The organism is Rhizobium sp. H4, from assembly GCF_003013335.1.
Lineage (GTDB): Bacteria > Pseudomonadota > Alphaproteobacteria > Rhizobiales > Rhizobiaceae > Rhizobium > Rhizobium sophoriradicis.
Genome location: NZ_PSOW01000027.1, coordinates 51552 through 67970, shown reverse-complemented (window position 1 = coordinate 67970; position 16419 = coordinate 51552). Strand labels below are relative to the sequence as shown.

Genomic DNA, 16419 nt, shown 5'->3' with positions numbered 1-16419 from the left:
CCGCCGGCATCTCCGGGGCCATCCAGCATCTGGCCGGGATGAAGGATTCGAAGGTGATCGTCGCCATCAACAAGGACGAGGAGGCGCCGATCTTCCAGGTCGCCGACTACGGCCTCGTCGCCGATCTCTTCGACGCCCTGCCGGAATTGGAAAAGGCGCTCTGACTGGGGAGACAAACGTGGCGCGCGTGGTGGGACGTCCAATCAGACCTGGTGCTGACCTTCTCCTGAACGATGAGGAAAAGCCGGCCTATATAAGGCTGCACGACATCGGAAGGGAAAGGCGTCCCCGGCCGCTGCAGGAATTTCTCAACGATATCGGTGGCCTGATGCTGTCGGCCGATGCTCCCGCCGTTGCCAGTTTCGTTGCGGGCAAGGTCCTTCAGAGGCTGCTCAAGACAGGCAAGGTGCACCCGGAGGGCGGCCCTATTCCAGGCGTGCCCGAAGGGCTGGATGACGCTATCCGTTATTTGGCAAAATCCGGACGGAAATACGAGGCGATCGCCAGCCAGTTCAAGAGCCTGGCCGACAGACTGCTGTGGAGACGCGGCCGCACCGGCCCGTTTGCCAGCCTGAACTTCGGCAATACGCACTCCCATGCGGTTCTGGTCGGCCCTGGCGGCATGGAGGAGCGCGCCGATCTCCGGGTCGGCGTGATCTATATGGATCGCTATACCCGCTTCCCCGATCATGTTCAGACGCAGCCGCGCGCCTTCATTCTGCTTTCACCGGGAGAAATCTGCCTTGGTGACTCGCAGTGGTTTTCTGCCGCGACCGGAACGGTCTTCGCGAATGATGCCGGGCAATCCTTCGCGATAAGATGTACGGCCCAGCCGCTTCTCGCGGTGTGGTGTCAGGTCGAGCCGGGATGACACTGAGGTGAGGCCAGATCGTTCCGATTTCTCGGCCTCCTCATCACAATCGAAATTGAATTAACAGGAGGGATTATCAAATGGACGTACGCGCCGCCGTGGCCACGCAGGCCGGAAAACCGCTGGAAGTGATGACCGTGCGGCTGGAGGGGCCGAGAGCCGGCGAGGTGCTTGTCGAGGTCAAGGCGACCGGCATCTGCCACACCGACGATTTCACCCTGTCGGGCGCCGATCCGGAAGGCCTGTTCCCGGCGATCCTCGGCCATGAAGGCGCCGGTATCGTCGTCGATGTCGGCCCCGGCGTCACCTCGGTCAAGAAGGGCGACCACGTCATTCCGCTCTACACGCCGGAATGCCGCGAGTGCTATTCCTGCCTTTCCCGCAAGACCAATCTCTGCACCGCCATCCGCTCGACCCAGGGCCAGGGTGTGATGCCTGACGGTACCTCGCGCTTTTCGATCGGCAAGGACAAGATCCATCATTATATGGGCTGCTCGACCTTTGCCAATTTCACCGTGCTGCCGGAGATCGCCCTTGCCAAGGTCAATCCCGACGCCCCCTTCGACAAGATCTGCTACATCGGCTGCGGCGTCACCACAGGCATCGGCGCGGTGATCAACACCGCCAAGGTCGAGATCGGTTCGACCGCGATCGTCTTCGGTCTCGGCGGCATCGGCCTCAACGTGCTGCAGGGCTTAAGGCTCGCCGGCGCCGACATGATCATCGGCGTTGACATCAATCCTGACCGCAAGGCCTGGGGCGAGAAATTCGGCATGACGCATTTCGTCAATCCGAAGGAGGTCGGCGACGACATCGTGCCCTATCTCGTCAATATGACCAAGCGCAATGGCGACCTGATCGGCGGCGCCGACTATACCTTCGACTGCACCGGCAACACCAAGGTGATGCGCCAGGCGCTGGAAGCATCCCATCGCGGCTGGGGCAAATCGGTCATCATCGGCGTTGCCGGCGCCGGCCAGGAGATCTCCACCCGGCCGTTCCAGCTGGTCACCGGCCGCAACTGGATGGGCACCGCCTTCGGCGGCGCGCGCGGCCGGACCGACGTGCCGAAGATCGTCGACTGGTACATGCAGGGCAAGATCCAGATCGACCCGATGATCACCCACACCATGCCGCTCGAGGACATCAACAAGGGCTTCGAGATGATGCACAAGGGTGAAAGCATCCGCGGCGTGGTGGTGTACTAAGTCATGAAAACCATCTCGACCGACAAGTCTTACGGCGGTATCCAGGGCGTCTACGTCGATCGCTCCGAGGTCTGCGGCTGCGACATGACCTTTGCGGTGTTCGTGCCACCGCAGGCGGCCGAGGGCAAGCGCCCGGTCCTGTGGTATCTGTCCGGCCTGACCTGCACGCATGCCAATGTCATGGACAAGGGCGAGTATCGGCGGCTTGCCGCCGAGCTTGGGCTGATCGTCGTCTGCCCGGATACCAGCCCCCGCGGCGATCACGTTCCTGACGAGCCCGACAATTGGCAGTTCGGCAAGGGCGCCGGCTTTTACGTCGATGCCACCGAGCCGCCGTTTTCGGCCAATTATCGCATGTACAGCTACATCACCGGCGAACTGCCGCGCCTCCTTGCCGCGGAATTTCCCGCCGACATGGACCGCCAGGGAATCTTCGGTCATTCGATGGGCGGACATGGCGCGATCACCATCGCGCTCAAGAACCCGGACCGCTTCCGCAGCTGCTCGGCCTTCGCGCCGATCAGTCATCCCTCGGTGTCCGGCTGGTCGAAACCGGCATTCCGGAAATATCTCGGGCCTGATGAGAAGACCTGGCGGGCCTATGACGCCTGCTCGCTGATCGAAGACGGGCACCGGTTCTCGGAATTCTTCGTCGATCAGGGGACCGCGGATTCATTCCTGGAGGATGGGCTGCGGCCTAACGAACTCCGACAAGCCTGCGAGGCGGCGGGTATCCCCCTCGAGCTCCGCATGCAGGAAGGCTACGGCCACTCCTACTTTTTCATTTCGACATTCATGGGAGACCATCTGCGCTGGCACGCGAAGAAGCTCGAAAAATGATTGCAGGGCTCGGCCGGGCATAACGCAAACGGCCAGGGAGGAAGGGAGAAAAGCAATGAGCAGCATAGCCATTCATCCGGCAGTGGATTCAGGCTTTCGAGCGACTGACGCTGCTTTCACAGGCGGGACGCTGGTGTGCAAATGCACGAGCAATCCCGTCAAGGTCAGGATCAAGGGCGATATCGCCCACAATCATGTCTGCGGCTGCACCAAGTGCTGGAAGCCGCAGGGAGCAGTCTTTTCGGTCGTGGCGGTCGCTCCGACCGAGAGCGTCGAAGTGCTCGAGAACGGCGACAAGCTCGCCGTCGTCGATCCCGCTGCTCTGATCCAGCGGCATGCCTGCAAGGAATGCGGCGTGCATATGTACGGGCCGGTCGAGCGCGAACATCCCTTCCAGGGGCTGTCCTTCGTCCATCCGGAGCGCTTCCAGGAAAGCGGCTGGGCAAAGCCCACTTTCGCGGCCTTCGTGTCGTCGATCATCGAAAGCGGCTTTGATCCCGCCAAGATGGAAGCCCTCCGGGCGCAGCTGAAGGCATCGGGTCTCGAGCCCTATGATTGCCTCTCGCCCGGCCTGATGGACTACATCGCGACCTGGACTGCCAAGAAAAGCGGCGCGCTCGCCGCCTGATCATCCGGGGAGCGCCCACCGGCGCTCCCCGACCCCGCCATCCCCCGCGATGGCCGCGCCATCCTGCCGGCGCCTGGGCTTATGAGCCTGACGGTCGACGCTGACTGGCATGGAGGCATGCCAACGTCTGCCGCAGCAAATTCTCGCCACCTGTCACCATACCCGCGTCCTGTCAAAGCACCGCTAGGGCTGCCGACCGGCGCCTCGGCTGTGCCCGAATCAATATCAGGCCATCTTCGAGGACAAACGCGCTCCGCTCGTATCGGGTGCACCCCATGATCTTGCGATATTGTATATTCCACGAATAATAATTGTGTACGTAATGTACACAATTATTGACTTCGTCCCAGAGGCGTGGCATTTTCGCGGCATAGGGCAACAATCGGCCGGAGATCGACGATGGCGAAGACACCCAAGAGCAATCTCTACGAAGATCTGAAACGTCAGATTCTGACGATGGAACTGGACCCGGACGCCGATCTGGACGAGGCCAGTTTGAGCGAGCGGTACGGGTTGTCCCGGACGCCGGTGCGGGACATATTCCGCCGTCTTGCCGGAGAGGGTTATATCGATATCCGCGAGAACAGGGGCGCGCGGGTCATCCCGATGAACCACTCCACGCTTCGCAATTTCTTTCTCGTCGCGCCGATGATCTATGCGGCGGTCGGTCGCCTCGCGGTGCAGAACTTCAAGCCGGCACAGCTTGTCGAGCTGAAGCAGACACAGGAGCGGTTTCGCGCCGCCAGCCAGAAGACTGACGCTCTGGCGATGGTGCTGGAGAACAACCGCTTTCACGAAATCTTCGGCGAGATGTCGGGCAACGTCTACATGCAGCCGAGCCTCGGCCGGCTGCTCATCGACCACGCGCGCATCGGTCACACGTTTTTCCGGCCGAGGAACGAGGACATGAGGCGGCGGCTTCAACTGGCCGTCGACCATCATGACGGCTTTATCGCCGCGCTCGGCGCTCACGACGAGGATGCCGTCGTCGATCTCGTTTTTGAACACTGGGAGTTGTCTCGCGAGAACATGGAGATGTTCATCGCACCGCAAGGCCTCAAGGCGGACGCCTTCGTGGGCGGTCCAGCCACGCACATATTGGAGAAGTCATCGTGAAGTTTGAGGGGATCTACACGCCGGCGGTAACGCCGCTCGATCAAAATGGTCAGATTGACCGGGCCGGATTTGCAGCCGTGCTCGAGTCGCTGATCGAAGCGGGCGTCCACGGCATTATCGTCGGCGGCTCGACGGGCGAATATTATGCCCAGAGCAGCCAGGAGCGTTTCGAGCTCGGGGCCTATGCGAAAGAGGTCATCGGCACGCGGCTGCCGCTCATTATCGGCACCGGCGCCACGCGCACCGAGGATTCGGTCGAATATGCGAAGGCGGCAAAGGACATCGGCGCGGATGCGATCCTGGTCTCGTCACCGCCCTATGCGCTGCCGACCGAACGCGAGAACGCGGTCCATGCCCTGACGGTCGATCGCGCCGCCAACCTGCCGATCATGCTCTACAACTATCCCGCCCGCATGGGCGTGGTGATGGGCGAGGAGTATTTCTCCCGCGTCGGCAAGTCGAAGAACGTGATCGCCATCAAGGAAAGCTCCGGCGACATGGGCAATCTTCATCGGCTCGCCCGGAAGTTTCCGCACATTGCGCTGTCCTGCGGCTGGGACGACCAGGCGCTCGAATTCTTCGCCTGGGGTGCGAAGAGCTGGGTCTGTGCCGGTTCCAACTTTCTGCCGCGCGAGCATGTCGCCCTTTATGAGGCCTGCGTCCTCGAGAAGAATTTCGACAAGGGCCGGGCGATCATGAGCGCGATGCTGCCGCTGATGGATTTCCTCGAATGCGGCAAGTTCGTCCAGTCGATCAAGCACGGATGCGAGATCATCGGCCTCAAGGCCGGTCCGGTGCGGGCGCCGCTGCGCGGACTGAACTCCGAAGAAAAAAGAACCCTTCAGACCGTCGTCGCCACATTGAAGCGCACGGTCGCCCAGATCACGTCGGGAGCCAACCATGCATGAACCTTTGACCGCAGCCGAATACAAGGCGATCGCCGTCGGTCTTCAACTTCCGACGAATGCATTCATCGATGGCGCATTTCGTCCGGCGAATTCCGGCAAGACCTTCACCTCCACCAATCCCGCGACGGGTGAGGCTTTGGCCGAAATCGCCGCCTGCGATTCCAGCGACGTCGATTTCGCCGTTGAGAAGGCGAAAGAGGCGTTCGAAGACGGGCGCTGGCGGCTCCGCTCGCCGGGTGAGCGCAAGGAAGTGCTGCTGAAGCTTGCCAAGCTCCTGGAGCGCAACCGGCACGAACTCGCCGTCATGGAAAGCCTCGACAGTGGCAAACCGATACGCGAATGCCAGACCGTCGACGTTCCCGATACCATTCATACGCTGCGCTGGCACGCCGAGCTGATCGACAAGCTCTACGACAACACGGCGCCTGTCGGCGCCAACGCGCTGACGATGATCGTGCGTGAGCCGATCGGCGTCGTCGGATGCGTGCTGCCGTGGAATTTCCCGCTGCTGATGCTCGTCTGGAAGATCGGCCCGGCGCTTGCCGCCGGCTGCTCGGTCATCGTCAAGCCGGCGCAGGAAACAACACTCACGACGCTGCGCGTCGCCGAACTCGCCCTTGAGGCCGGCATTCCGGCCGGCGTCTTCAACGTCGTCACTGGTTCGGGCCGCGAGGTCGGCGAACCGATCGGCCTGCACAATGATGTCGACATGGTGGCCTTCACCGGCTCGACGCCGACCGGCCGCCGCTTCCTGCGTTACGCCGCGGATTCGAACCTCAAGAAGGTGGTGCTCGAATGCGGCGGCAAGAACCCCGCCGTCGTTCTCGACGATGCCGAGGACCTCGACCTCGTCGCCGAGCAGGTCGTCAACGGCGCCTTCTGGAACATGGGCGAGAATTGCTCGGCCACGTCGCGTCTCATCGTCCATGCCAAGGTCAAGGATGAATTGATGAAGCGCATCGGCGCCTACATGCGCGAATGGAAGACGGGCGATCCGCTCGATCCCGAAAACCGCATCGGCGCGCTGGTCAGCAAGTCGCACTTCGAGAAGGTGAAATCCTTCCTCGACGATGCCAAGTCGGAGAAGCTCTCCGTCACCCAGGGCGGTGAAACCTATAACGGCATCTTCATCGAGCCGACGCTGGTCGAAGGTGTGACGCCGGCCAGCCGCCTGTTCCAGGAAGAGATCTTCGGGCCGATCCTGTCGGTCACGACGTTCAACACGCTCGCCGAGGCGACTGCTCTGGCCAACGACACCAATTACGGCCTGACGGCATCCGTCTATACGGGCAGCCTGCGCAATGCGATCCGGCTGACCCGCGATATCCGCGCCGGCCTGATCACCGTCAACTGCTTCGGCGAAGGCGACGCCACCACGCCGTTCGGCGGCTACAAGGAGTCCGGCTTCGGCGGCCGCGACAAGTCGGTCTTCGCCCACGACAATTACTGCGAGCTGAAGACCATCTGGATCGACATTTCGGAACGCTCCGTCGACGAGACGATCCGATGAGCCGCCATGTGATCAAGCACCTGCCGACCGATACCGGCGTTTCGGGATGGGAGGCGACCAGCGAACGCACCTTTCCCGTAGCGGCGCTTGAGCACGACATTACCGCCGACTGGCTGATCATCGGCGGCGGATTTGCCGGCCTTTCCGCGGCCCGCCGTCTCTCGCAATCGCGCCCTGGGGACAAGATCGCCGTCCTGGATGCGCGTGAGCTTGCCAAGGGGCCGGCCGGGCGGAATTCCGGCTTCATGATCGACGTGCCGCACAACCTGTCCTCCGGCGAGTATTCGGTGGCGGACGAGGCGGCGACCAAGGACGAGATCCGGCAGAACCGTCTGGCGATTTCCTTCGCAGCCGACGTGGCGGCCGAATACGGCCTGCCCCGGGAAACCTTCGATCCCTCGGGCAAGGTAAATGCCGCGGCCTCCGACCGGGGAATGGGGCTCAACGACAATTATAGGAAGTCGCTCGAAAAGATCGGCGAGGAGCATCGCGTTCTCGATGCGAACCAGATGCGGGAGATGACCGGCTCGCACTATTATCGCGGCGGCCTCTACACCCCGGGCGCGGTGATGATCCAGCCGGCCGATTATATCAGGGGCCTGGCGCGCGGGCTCCATTCGAAGGTTGCCATCCACGAGCACTCGCCGGTGCTGGAGCTTTCGCGTGAAGGCAGGAGCTGGAAGGCGAAGACCGCCCGCGGCTCCGTTTCCGCGCCCAAGGTCATTCTCGGTGTGAACGGTCATATTCAAAGCTTCGGCCATTTCCGTGGAAGGCTGATGCATATCTTCACCTATGCGTCGATGACGTCGGCCTTTTCACAGAACGAATTCGCAGGCACCGGTGTGGATCGCTGGGCGCTGCTGCCGGCCGACCCGATGGGCGCGACGCTACGCAAGATCACAAAGGACGGGCTTTCGCGGATCGTCGTCAGGACGAGGTTTACCTATGACCCGAGCCTGAAAGTGTCGGAAAAGCGCGTCGCCGGAATCGCCGCCGAACAGCGCCGGTCGTTCGATGCCCGTTTCCCGGGGATGGAGCGCCTGCCGATGGAATATAGCTGGGCGGGTGCGCTCTGCCTCAGCAGAAACCATGTGCCCGCATTCGGCGAGGTTGAAGAAGGGCTATTTTCCGCCTGCTGCGAAAACGGTCTCGGCACCGTCAAGAGCACGCTTGCCGGGATGATGGCCGCCGATCTCGCGACAGGAGCCGCCAGCCCGGAGCTCGACAAATTCAAAAACCAGCCGGAACCGAGGAGACTGCCCCCCGAGCCCATCGCTTGGCTGGGCATCAACTCCGTCATCCGCTTTCAGGAATTGCGTGCCGGTCGCGAGGGGTGATTTCGATCGCGCAAATTGAAGATCACCGCCTGCAGACTTCGATGGCGAAGGGACGACAGCTGGGGAGTAATAACAATGAAAACTTTGTGGAAGGCTTTCTGCGGGACCGCAGAGATGTTGTTCAATATCCGTCCTCCCTTTGCGCGTCCGACCATCATGCGGATCAACCTGAGACTAACGACGGCGTCTGGCATGGCCGTTGTCGCGGGCATTGCGGGTTCAGGCAGGCTCGAAGGAATGTTCTGCGGCGCGATCAGGACGGTCGATATCGCGACCTCAATCATGCAGCAATCGCCATCGTGCTATTGACCATGCTGACTGACCGAATATGGCAGAGCGCCGTTCACTTGGGGAATGGGAAGGAAGTCATGAGTAGTTTGGACTTGCAGTTTCCGCCCGGCGCAATCTTGATGCCGGCCGTCGACTGGCTCCACGTGGCAGGAGATGAACATGCGAGCTGAGCAGCATCGGGTGGTTGACGATGGCGCAAAGCAGGCAGCGCGACTCAAAGTTGGGTTCGTTCTGTCGCGTTCCTTCACGCTGTCGGCCTTTGCATTGTTCGTCGACACGCTCAGACTTGCCAGCGACGAACAGGATCGTTCTGGAAGGGTGCTCGCCGACTGGCAGGTGATCGGCAGCACGCGGCATCTGATTACCTCCAGCTGCGGTGTCCAGGTGGCGCCTACTTCGGATTTCGTCGACCCGTCAAGGTTCGATTATATCGTGGTCGTCGGCGGCCTGCTGACGGTCGAAAATCCCGTCGACCAGCAGACAATCACCTTCCTGAGGCAAGCGGATGCGAAGAAGGTGCCGCTTATCGGCGTGTGCACCGGTTCGTTCATCCTGGCGGCGGCGGGCCTGATGAAACGACACGAATCCTGCGTCAGCTGGCTGCATTACAAGGAGTTTCGGGAGCGCTTTCCGGAGCTTGCCGTCCGCTCCGACCGGCTCTTCAATCTCGATCGGCAGCGCGGATCCTGCGCCGGGGGCAGCAGCGCTGCCGACATGGCGGCATTGCTCGTCAGAAAATACATCAGCCGCGATGCCGAACGAAACGCGCTCGAAGTGCTTCAGATCGAGAAGGCCCGAACGCCATCGGATGTTCAGCCGCGGCGTCCGCTCTACGACGATTATGACGACGCCCGCGTCAAGGCGGCGATGATCACCATGGAGCAGTTCGTCGACGGCAGCATGCCGATCGAGAAGCTTGCCGCAATGGTCGGGCTCTCGAGGCGGCAGCTGGAGCGGATATTCATCGAAAAGACGGGCATGTCGCCTGCCAAGGCCTATAACCGCGTTCGCATGGAGCGGGCAAAATCGATCCGCGCCCAGTCGAAGGCGCCGCTCATCGAGATTGCGCTCGACGTCGGCTTCGAAAACGCCTCGCAGTTCACCAGAACCTTCAAGCGCACATTCGGGCAAACGCCCTCGCAGCATCGTGCGGCGGCCTTGAGAGCACACTGAAGCGTCAGCATCCTGGCAGTTCCCGTATCGACGATTGACGCGGTGTCGCTCAGCGTTCGATGAGGAGATCGCTGAGCGGCTTCGAGCAGCAGGGCAGGAAGAAGCCGGCGTCGATTTCCCTCTGGCGGATGCCGCCATTGTGGTTCATGTCGACCGCGCCTGACGTGAGCATCGACTTGCAGGTGCCGCAGACCCCATTGGCGCAGGAGGATGGTATCCTGACGCCCGCCTTCTTCGCGCAGGAGAGCACGCTCTGGTCGCCTGTTACCTCGATGCTGCGGGCCTGCTTGGAGAAGGTGACCTGAAAGACCTTGGCGGTCGCTTCCTGAATCGCGGGGATTTCAGGTTCGTCGATGACGGCAGCGTCGAAGCTTTCTTCGAGATAATGGGAGGCGGGAACGCCGAGTTCTGCGGCGATGCCGCGCGCTGCCGCCATGAACGGAGCGGGGCCGCAGCACATCACCGTGCGGTCGGCGATATCGGGAACCGCCAGTCTGAAATAATCCGCCGAAATGCGGCCGGTGAGGCCGGACCAGGAGGGTTCGCCGGCAACCGTTTCCGGCAGAAAATGCAGCCGCAGCCCTTTCAGCCTGCGGGCGATGCAGGCGAGTTCGTCGCGAAAGATCAGATCGAGCGGGGTGCGCGCCGCATGCATGAAGATGACGTCGGCAGGCTCGCAGCTGTCGGCGAGTTCACGCAGAATGGACATGACCGGCGTGATGCCGGAGCCGCCGGAGAGCAGCAGAAGTTTTGGCTTCGACGCCTCGGACCGGACGAAATGGCCGAGCGGGCCGTTTGCCTTGACCGACGCGCCCGGCACCAGCGTGTCGTGAAGCCAGTTGGAGATCTTGCCGCCCGGAACGCGCTTCACCGTTACCGAGAAAGCGTTCGTGCGATGCGGCGACGAGGAGATGCTGTAGCAGCGGCTTTCAGGCTCTCCGTTATGCTCCAGGTCGAACAGGAAATACTGGCCGGCCTTGAAGGCGAACCGCTTGCCGTCAGGGGAGGCGAAGGTGAAGGTCTTGACGTCATGGGTCTCCTGCTGGACGTCGAGGCAGACGAGCGCATCGTCTTCCTCGGGATTCCAGACGTCGTGACGGGCGGTTTTTGCGAGCGGGGCTTGCGGGTTCCTAGTATCCATGAGCGCGCATCCGGTCGATGTACCAGCTGGCGAACTTGTCGAGGTTCGTCTCGGAGAAGCGGGAATAGGGACCCGGCCGATAAGCGGGATCGAGCGCACCGGCATGGGAGCGGGCGACGAGGTCGGCGTCCTGGTCCGTCGTTGCGACCCAGACATCCGTCAGCTTGTCGAGGTCGTAATCCACCCCTTCGACGGCGTCCTTGTGGACCAGCCACTTGGTCCTGACCAGCGTCTTGCCGGCCGAAAGCGGGATGACGGTCGCCACGATGGCATGGTCGCCCATGAAGTGGTTCCAGCTGTTATGGCCCCAGAGATGGGTGTCGCCGAGATCCTTGCGGGTCATCTGCCCGAGGAGCTTGGAGGATGCGGCGGTGGCGTCATGCGTCTGGGATTCGCCGGCGCCTGATATGATCAGCCGCTGCGTGCGGAAGTTCGTGGCGCAGTCGGCGAGCTGCTCGATGGCGGCGGACGGGAAGCCATCGGCTTCCCATGCCTGGGTGCGCTCCTCGTAAAGCCGGAAATGCTCCTCGGCCTGTTCGCGATCCTCCGGGCTCAGCGTTTCGGGATCGAAGCCGAAGTCGAGGTCGACGAAGGAGACGCAGAGCTCTGGATGGTTGGCGGAGCAATGATAGCACTCGCGATTGTTCTCCATCGTCAGCTTCCAGTTGCCGTCCTCGATGACGTCGGTCTGGTGGGCGATCTTGGCATTGCGGATGTCGTAGGGCGCGAGACGCTCGACCATCGCCTGCTCGAGGCCGGCAATGTCCTCCGGCGGATTGTCGGACAGGCAGACATAGATCAGGCCGCCGATCGATTTGAAGGTAACCGGCTTCAGACCGTGACAGTCCTTGTCGAAATCCTTGCCCATATGCGGGGCATAGCTGAGCTCGCCCGTCAGCTCATAGGTCCAAGTATGATAGGGACAGACGAGCTTCGAGACGATCGTCTTGCCCGGGTTGAGAAGACGGGAACCGCGATGGCGGCAGACATTGTGCAGCACGCGGATTTCGCCGTCGTCGTCACGCAGCAGGATCAGGCTCGTCTTGCCGATGTCGACGACTGTGGCGTCGCCGGCCTCCGGAACATCGCAGTCGAGGCCGACGCAGATCCAGTGCTTGTGGAAGAAGACGTCGATATCCGCTTCGAACACGTCTTCTCTAACGTAGAGGCCGGCCGGCAACGAATGGCCTTCCGCGCGGGAGTCGAGAAGCGCCGAAATGGAAGAAGGAAGCCTGTTTAGCATGAGAACCTCTTATGTGAGAGTTTCCCTAGATTGCTCTTGCAGCGTCGGCCTTTCAACGGCATAAAAAATTAGCTTCGCATAAGTTTTTATCATGCGAATAGGAGTCTTGTGATGCAATTTCGAAGACGGCTCCCGTCGCTGACGGCGCTGGTGACGCTGGAAGCGGTGCTGCGCAGGAAGAGTTTCACCACGGCGGCGAGCGAACTCGGCGTTACCCAGGCAGCCGTCAGCCGGCAGATCGCCGCTTTGGAAGAGGAACTCGGCCAGCCGCTCTTCCTGCGCAAGCACCGGGCGATCGAGCCGACGGCGGCCTGCGTCAGCCTCGGCGCGACGCTGGCGAAGAGCTTTGCCGATATCGCGGAAAGCGTGGAGGCGATCCAGTCGCGCAGCCAGGACGTGGTGACGATCGGCGCGACCGTCGCCTTCTCCTCCTTCTGGCTGCTGCCGCGGCTTGCCGAGTTCCGCCGGGCCAATCCCGGCATTCTGGTGCGGGTGATATCCCAGGATAACCCGATCACTCTGGACGATGGAGAGATCGACGTTGCGATCCGATACGGCGTGCCGCCCTTCAGCGATGGCACTGTCATTGCCTCGCGCGGCGACGTCGTCTGCCCGGTCTGCTCTCCCGACCACCTCAGGCGCCGCGGAGATGGCCCGCTCGGCTCTGCCGACGAATTCATCGAAACGGATGTGCTCGATCGTTCCTGGTATGGCTGGGCGCAATGGGTGTCGCTGACCGGCGGCAATATCGAGATCAAGCCGTCGCTTCGATTCAACCATTACACGGAAAGCATCGCGGCGGCGCGTGCGGGGCAGGGGATCGCCTTGGGATGGCGCATGCTGATCGGCACTTTCCTCGATGATCGAACCCTGGTGCCGGCCGCGGAAACCGAGCTTGCCGCCGAAGGCCGCTACAACGTGATCGTGCCGATCAAGGCCAAGCGCAGCCATGCGGGCGATCTCGCCGCCGCCTGGCTGACGGCATCGCTGCACGGTTGATCAGAGACCAAGGCCGGGTGTCGCCGTCCGATGCACGCCCTTCGGGACGAAGGCGAACTGATCCGCCAGGTCGAGGAAGTCGGCCGCCAGGTGAATGACCGAGAGCCACATTTCCGTTCCCTGCAGGCTCGGCTCGCCGCCGTCGGCGAATGGGAAACCCCCGCCGTCCCGCCATCTGTCGAGTGCCCTGGATATCAAGCTGCGGGCGATCGCCTCGCCATCGGTCCGGCGGTAGTCGGTCTGCCGCCCGATCAGCAGGAGAGGATGGATCGTGTCGAGCAGGTTGCAGGCATTGTATTTCTCGGCAACGAAGCCTTTGTGGTTGCGATAATTCAGATGAACCGTCTCGATCGCGGCATGCGGATGCGGAAGCGGCATGCCGAACTGCGCGTAAGTACCGCGCGTCAGGCGATAAAATCCATTCACCGGCTGGAGCCATCCCTCCAGCGCCGTCGGCTCACCCCAGAGGCCAGAGACGCTGTTGGCATTGCGGCTCAGCCACTCGAAGAGCGCCTGTCGCGGCCCTTTGATGCCGAAATACCTGGCGTTGAAATACATGGCGGTTCCGATGGCATCGACGACGCTACCGGCGTGCCATGCCCGGCTCGACCAGGGCAGGGTGCTCAGCCATTGCTCCAGCTCTTCAGCCCCGAGTAGCACCGCCTGGATCGGTTGCCGTGGTCCGGAGCCGAGCAGTTCGAGCGCATAACCGACCGAAAGCACGTTGTAGAGCGCCTTCGGATCTTCTCTCAACGCCCAGTCCTGGACACGCGAATGCGCTTGCGGAAAGAGGCCGGTCTCCCGATCCTGGAGGCCTTGGAGACGCTCGACGGTTTGCGCCGGATCGAGCCCGGGCGGCAGCTGATCGAAGCCGGCGGCGATCTCGATGGCATCGCAGAGATGCCGGATCGCCGGCCGCCTGACGCCGTCCGCTTCCAGCGATTCATAGCCCTCAGGTGTCTTCCATTGCGCAAGGATATCAGGCCATTGCTCTCTCGCCTTCTGCCCAAGCCTGACCAGCCGATCCTCGATCTCTCCAATGGCGGATTTCCTCGCCGGTGCGCCCCGGCTCCGCAGCACCTTTGCCGGTACGCCGCCGGCAATCGCAAGCGCAGGAATATCTTGCGTGACGACCGCTCCGGCCGCAATGACGGCGCCGTTGCCGATCGTGACGCCATCGAGGATCACGCAATTGGCGCCGATCCAGACATCGTCGCCGATCACAATGCCGATGCTGACGACGCCCTGGCGATGGATGGGCCGATCGGGATCGTCGAAACCGTGATTGAAGCCGACGATCGACGCATGCGAGGCAATCCTGACCCCATTGCCGCACGTCACCTTGCCGGAAACGCAGGCATAGGGATTGATCGAGCAATCCTCACCGAGGATCACATCGCCCCGCACCAGCGCATGCCCGCCAATCCAGGACCGCTCGCCCATCGCCAGGCTCTCGGTGAAGATCGCAGCGTTTTCGGCGATATAGGAGGTCTCGGCCAATTCTGCGCCGCACGCTCGCTGTAGCGCTGCCTTGCGGGCGAGATGAGCGGGATGGTCGAGATCCGCCGCGATGTGCTCCCAGGGGAGATATTGCAGCCTGCGCGCTTCTCGTTGTACGTTCGCCGATGCTGGCGAGCTGCTGGTCTGGTCCATCTTTCCTCATTCTATATTTCGGCAGCAAAGCACCATAAACGCACATTGCCTCCATCGTAGAACGTTGTTAGGCCGGCGCAATTTCAATGTCCGCACGCCTATTTGAGAATCCAATCATGTCCTTGGCAAGTTACGAGTCCATATGAGTTTCATCATTATTACACTAGTCGTGCTCGCCATTTGCGTCCTGTTGTTCATCGCGGCCATAGCAATTGTCTTTCTTTGGGCTGCGCCGTATCTGGCGACGGACACAACCCAACCAAGTCGTTTTAAGAAGCGTCATCATAGCTTGTGGTCTGGGCGCTGTCGCACTGCCATACGTTGCCATCAAAGTTAGCGAGCGAAACAACCTTCTCGCACGCGTTCCCGAACCCCTTGAAGTGGCTGAAATTGAATACCGCCTGGAAGAATCTTGGGGCCTCGGTTTCATGCCCGGAGACAACGAAACCGGCTTTGTCGTCTATCGGCTGACCAATGATAGTGCAGACTGGGCACGGAAACAGGGAAGCCGGCTAGGCGATATGCTTTCGGGAACAAGGGGAACGTGGCATGAAACACCGGTCGACGACAGGAGCGACCAGACCGCGATAAGCCAATGGCACCCCTACGACCGTGATCCGGAGATGATGGCAATGGAGCGTATTCAGCGCCACCCTCCTACAATATTTGAATACCTGGAAAAGTACGGTTTCATAATCTCGATCGAAAAAGGTCGCGATCACGAAGCCGACCGGGCAATCCAGTCAAGTGGGTCGTTTTACTCCTACGGAAAGGGCGGCAGCGTCACGATCGTTGATCCGGCAAGGGGCAAGGTTTATTTCGCCTATGCTGGATGAGCATCGACGGCCTGCCGCAACACTATACACGTAAGTCTGTCGCCCAGTATGGCCGCGTAGGTGGTCTGTATTGCTCATCGCGCCAGAGGTCTGCCACGGATCACCTTCACGAAAGACTCGACCCGAATTTGTCCCAGCCTTCCTTGATTGTCTCCATCGCCACATTCGTCGAGGTGTTGGCTACATGGGGCAGCGTTGAGATGCGTTCGCCGAGAACGCGGCGGTAGCGACCGATGTCGCGGGTGCGGATCTTCAGGAGATAATCGAAGCGGCCGGCGATCATGTGGCACTCCTCGACTTCCCTGATCTTCTTGATGGCCTCATTGAAGCTCTTCAGCGCATCCTCGCGGGTGTCGGAAAGCTTCACCTCGACGAAGGCGATGTGGTCGAGCTGCATTTTCGATGGATTGAGGACGGCCTTGAAGCCTTCGATATAGCCGTCGCTGATCAGCCGTTTGAAGCGGATCTGGCAGGGCGTCTTCGAAAGCCCGACGCGCGCGGCGAGATCTGTGATCGACAGCCTGCCATCCTCGGCGAGTGCGGCGAGGATCTTTCTGTCGAATTGGTCCAATTCACTAAAGATATCGGCTTCCGTGGCCATTTGAACTCTCGATGATCGCTTTATAAGTTCATACAGCTTGAAAACTATTGAAATCAAGTGAGAT

At 61.4% G+C, this 16419-nt stretch carries 15 protein-coding genes and 2 pseudogenes; 13 read left to right on the top strand and 4 right to left on the bottom strand.

Features of this window, described 5'->3' with window-relative positions; translation table 11 throughout:
* The 11 genes and pseudogenes from C4N04_RS29685 to C4N04_RS29635 form a co-directional block, all read left to right on the top strand.
* Window positions 1–164 (top strand): annotated as a pseudogene (locus C4N04_RS29685) (electron transfer flavoprotein subunit alpha/FixB family protein); the annotation flags it as partial.
* 14 nt (window positions 165–178) lie between these two features.
* Window positions 179–871: a dimethylsulfonioproprionate lyase family protein gene (locus C4N04_RS29680; protein WP_106797682.1), complete on the top strand. Its 693-nt coding sequence runs from the start codon at window positions 179–181 to the stop codon at window positions 869–871.
* Between the two features lie 80 nt (window positions 872–951).
* The gene (locus tag C4N04_RS29675; RefSeq protein WP_040112296.1) at window positions 952–2079 is read left to right on the top strand and encodes an S-(hydroxymethyl)glutathione dehydrogenase/class III alcohol dehydrogenase; all 1128 of its coding nucleotides are present in this window, start codon (window positions 952–954) and stop codon (window positions 2077–2079) included.
* 3 nt (window positions 2080–2082) lie between these two features.
* Window positions 2083–2919, top strand: a complete 837-nt coding sequence (fghA, locus tag C4N04_RS29670; RefSeq protein ID WP_106797681.1) for an S-formylglutathione hydrolase — start codon at window positions 2083–2085, stop codon at window positions 2917–2919.
* Window positions 2920–2974: 55 nt separating this feature from the next.
* Window positions 2975–3547 (top strand): S-(hydroxymethyl)glutathione synthase, encoded by a 573-nt coding sequence (gfa, locus tag C4N04_RS29665; protein ID WP_040112294.1) that lies wholly within the window; start codon window positions 2975–2977, stop codon window positions 3545–3547.
* 399 nt (window positions 3548–3946) lie between these two features.
* A complete protein-coding gene (locus C4N04_RS29660) occupies window positions 3947–4663 on the top strand; it encodes a GntR family transcriptional regulator (RefSeq protein WP_106797680.1) in 717 nt (238 codons plus the stop codon).
* On the top strand, window positions 4660–5571 hold the full coding sequence (locus C4N04_RS29655) for a dihydrodipicolinate synthase family protein (RefSeq protein WP_106797679.1): 912 nt from the start codon (window positions 4660–4662) through the stop codon (window positions 5569–5571). Before C4N04_RS29660 ends, C4N04_RS29655 begins: the two co-directional genes overlap by 4 nt.
* Window positions 5564–7081 (top strand): aldehyde dehydrogenase, encoded by a 1518-nt coding sequence (locus tag C4N04_RS29650; protein WP_106797678.1) that lies wholly within the window; start codon window positions 5564–5566, stop codon window positions 7079–7081. Before C4N04_RS29655 ends, C4N04_RS29650 begins: the two co-directional genes overlap by 8 nt.
* The gene (locus C4N04_RS29645) at window positions 7078–8418 is read left to right on the top strand and encodes an FAD-binding oxidoreductase (protein ID WP_106797677.1); all 1341 of its coding nucleotides are present in this window, start codon (window positions 7078–7080) and stop codon (window positions 8416–8418) included. The genes C4N04_RS29650 and C4N04_RS29645 overlap by 4 nt, the downstream gene beginning before the upstream one ends.
* A gap of 105 nt (window positions 8419–8523) precedes the next feature.
* Window positions 8524–8783 (top strand): annotated as a pseudogene (locus tag C4N04_RS32370) (proline/glycine betaine ABC transporter permease); the annotation flags it as partial.
* Window positions 8784–8868: 85 nt separating this feature from the next.
* Window positions 8869–9882: a GlxA family transcriptional regulator gene (locus C4N04_RS29635; RefSeq protein WP_106797676.1), complete on the top strand. Its 1014-nt coding sequence runs from the start codon at window positions 8869–8871 to the stop codon at window positions 9880–9882.
* 49 nt (window positions 9883–9931) lie between these two features.
* Here the strand turns inward: C4N04_RS29635 and C4N04_RS29630 are convergent, their stop codons facing one another.
* Together C4N04_RS29630 and C4N04_RS29625 are read right to left on the bottom strand one after the other, a co-directional pair.
* Entirely contained in the window at window positions 9932–11023 is a 1092-nt protein-coding gene (locus C4N04_RS29630; protein ID WP_077989040.1) for a hybrid-cluster NAD(P)-dependent oxidoreductase, read from the bottom strand.
* On the bottom strand, window positions 11013–12266 hold the full coding sequence (locus C4N04_RS29625) for an aromatic ring-hydroxylating dioxygenase subunit alpha (RefSeq protein ID WP_096763116.1): 1254 nt from the start codon (window positions 12264–12266) through the stop codon (window positions 11013–11015). The genes C4N04_RS29630 and C4N04_RS29625 overlap by 11 nt, the downstream gene beginning before the upstream one ends.
* 111 nt (window positions 12267–12377) lie before the next feature.
* Here C4N04_RS29625 and C4N04_RS29620 point away from each other — a divergent pair, with 111 nt between their 5' ends.
* Entirely contained in the window at window positions 12378–13265 is an 888-nt protein-coding gene (locus tag C4N04_RS29620; RefSeq protein ID WP_106797675.1) for a LysR substrate-binding domain-containing protein, read from the top strand.
* Here the strand turns inward: C4N04_RS29620 and C4N04_RS29615 are convergent, their stop codons facing one another.
* Window positions 13266–14918 (bottom strand): acyltransferase, encoded by a 1653-nt coding sequence (locus C4N04_RS29615; protein ID WP_077989043.1) that lies wholly within the window; start codon window positions 14916–14918, stop codon window positions 13266–13268.
* Window positions 14919–15298: 380 nt separating this feature from the next.
* Between C4N04_RS29615 and C4N04_RS29610 the strand changes: the two genes are divergently transcribed.
* Window positions 15299–15754 (top strand): hypothetical protein, encoded by a 456-nt coding sequence (locus C4N04_RS29610; protein ID WP_245425676.1) that lies wholly within the window; start codon window positions 15299–15301, stop codon window positions 15752–15754.
* Between the two features lie 106 nt (window positions 15755–15860).
* Here C4N04_RS29610 and C4N04_RS29605 read toward each other — a convergent pair whose 3' ends face one another.
* Window positions 15861–16355: an Lrp/AsnC ligand binding domain-containing protein gene (locus C4N04_RS29605; protein ID WP_077989045.1), complete on the bottom strand. Its 495-nt coding sequence runs from the start codon at window positions 16353–16355 to the stop codon at window positions 15861–15863.
* Window positions 16356–16419: the final 64 nt, after the last annotated feature.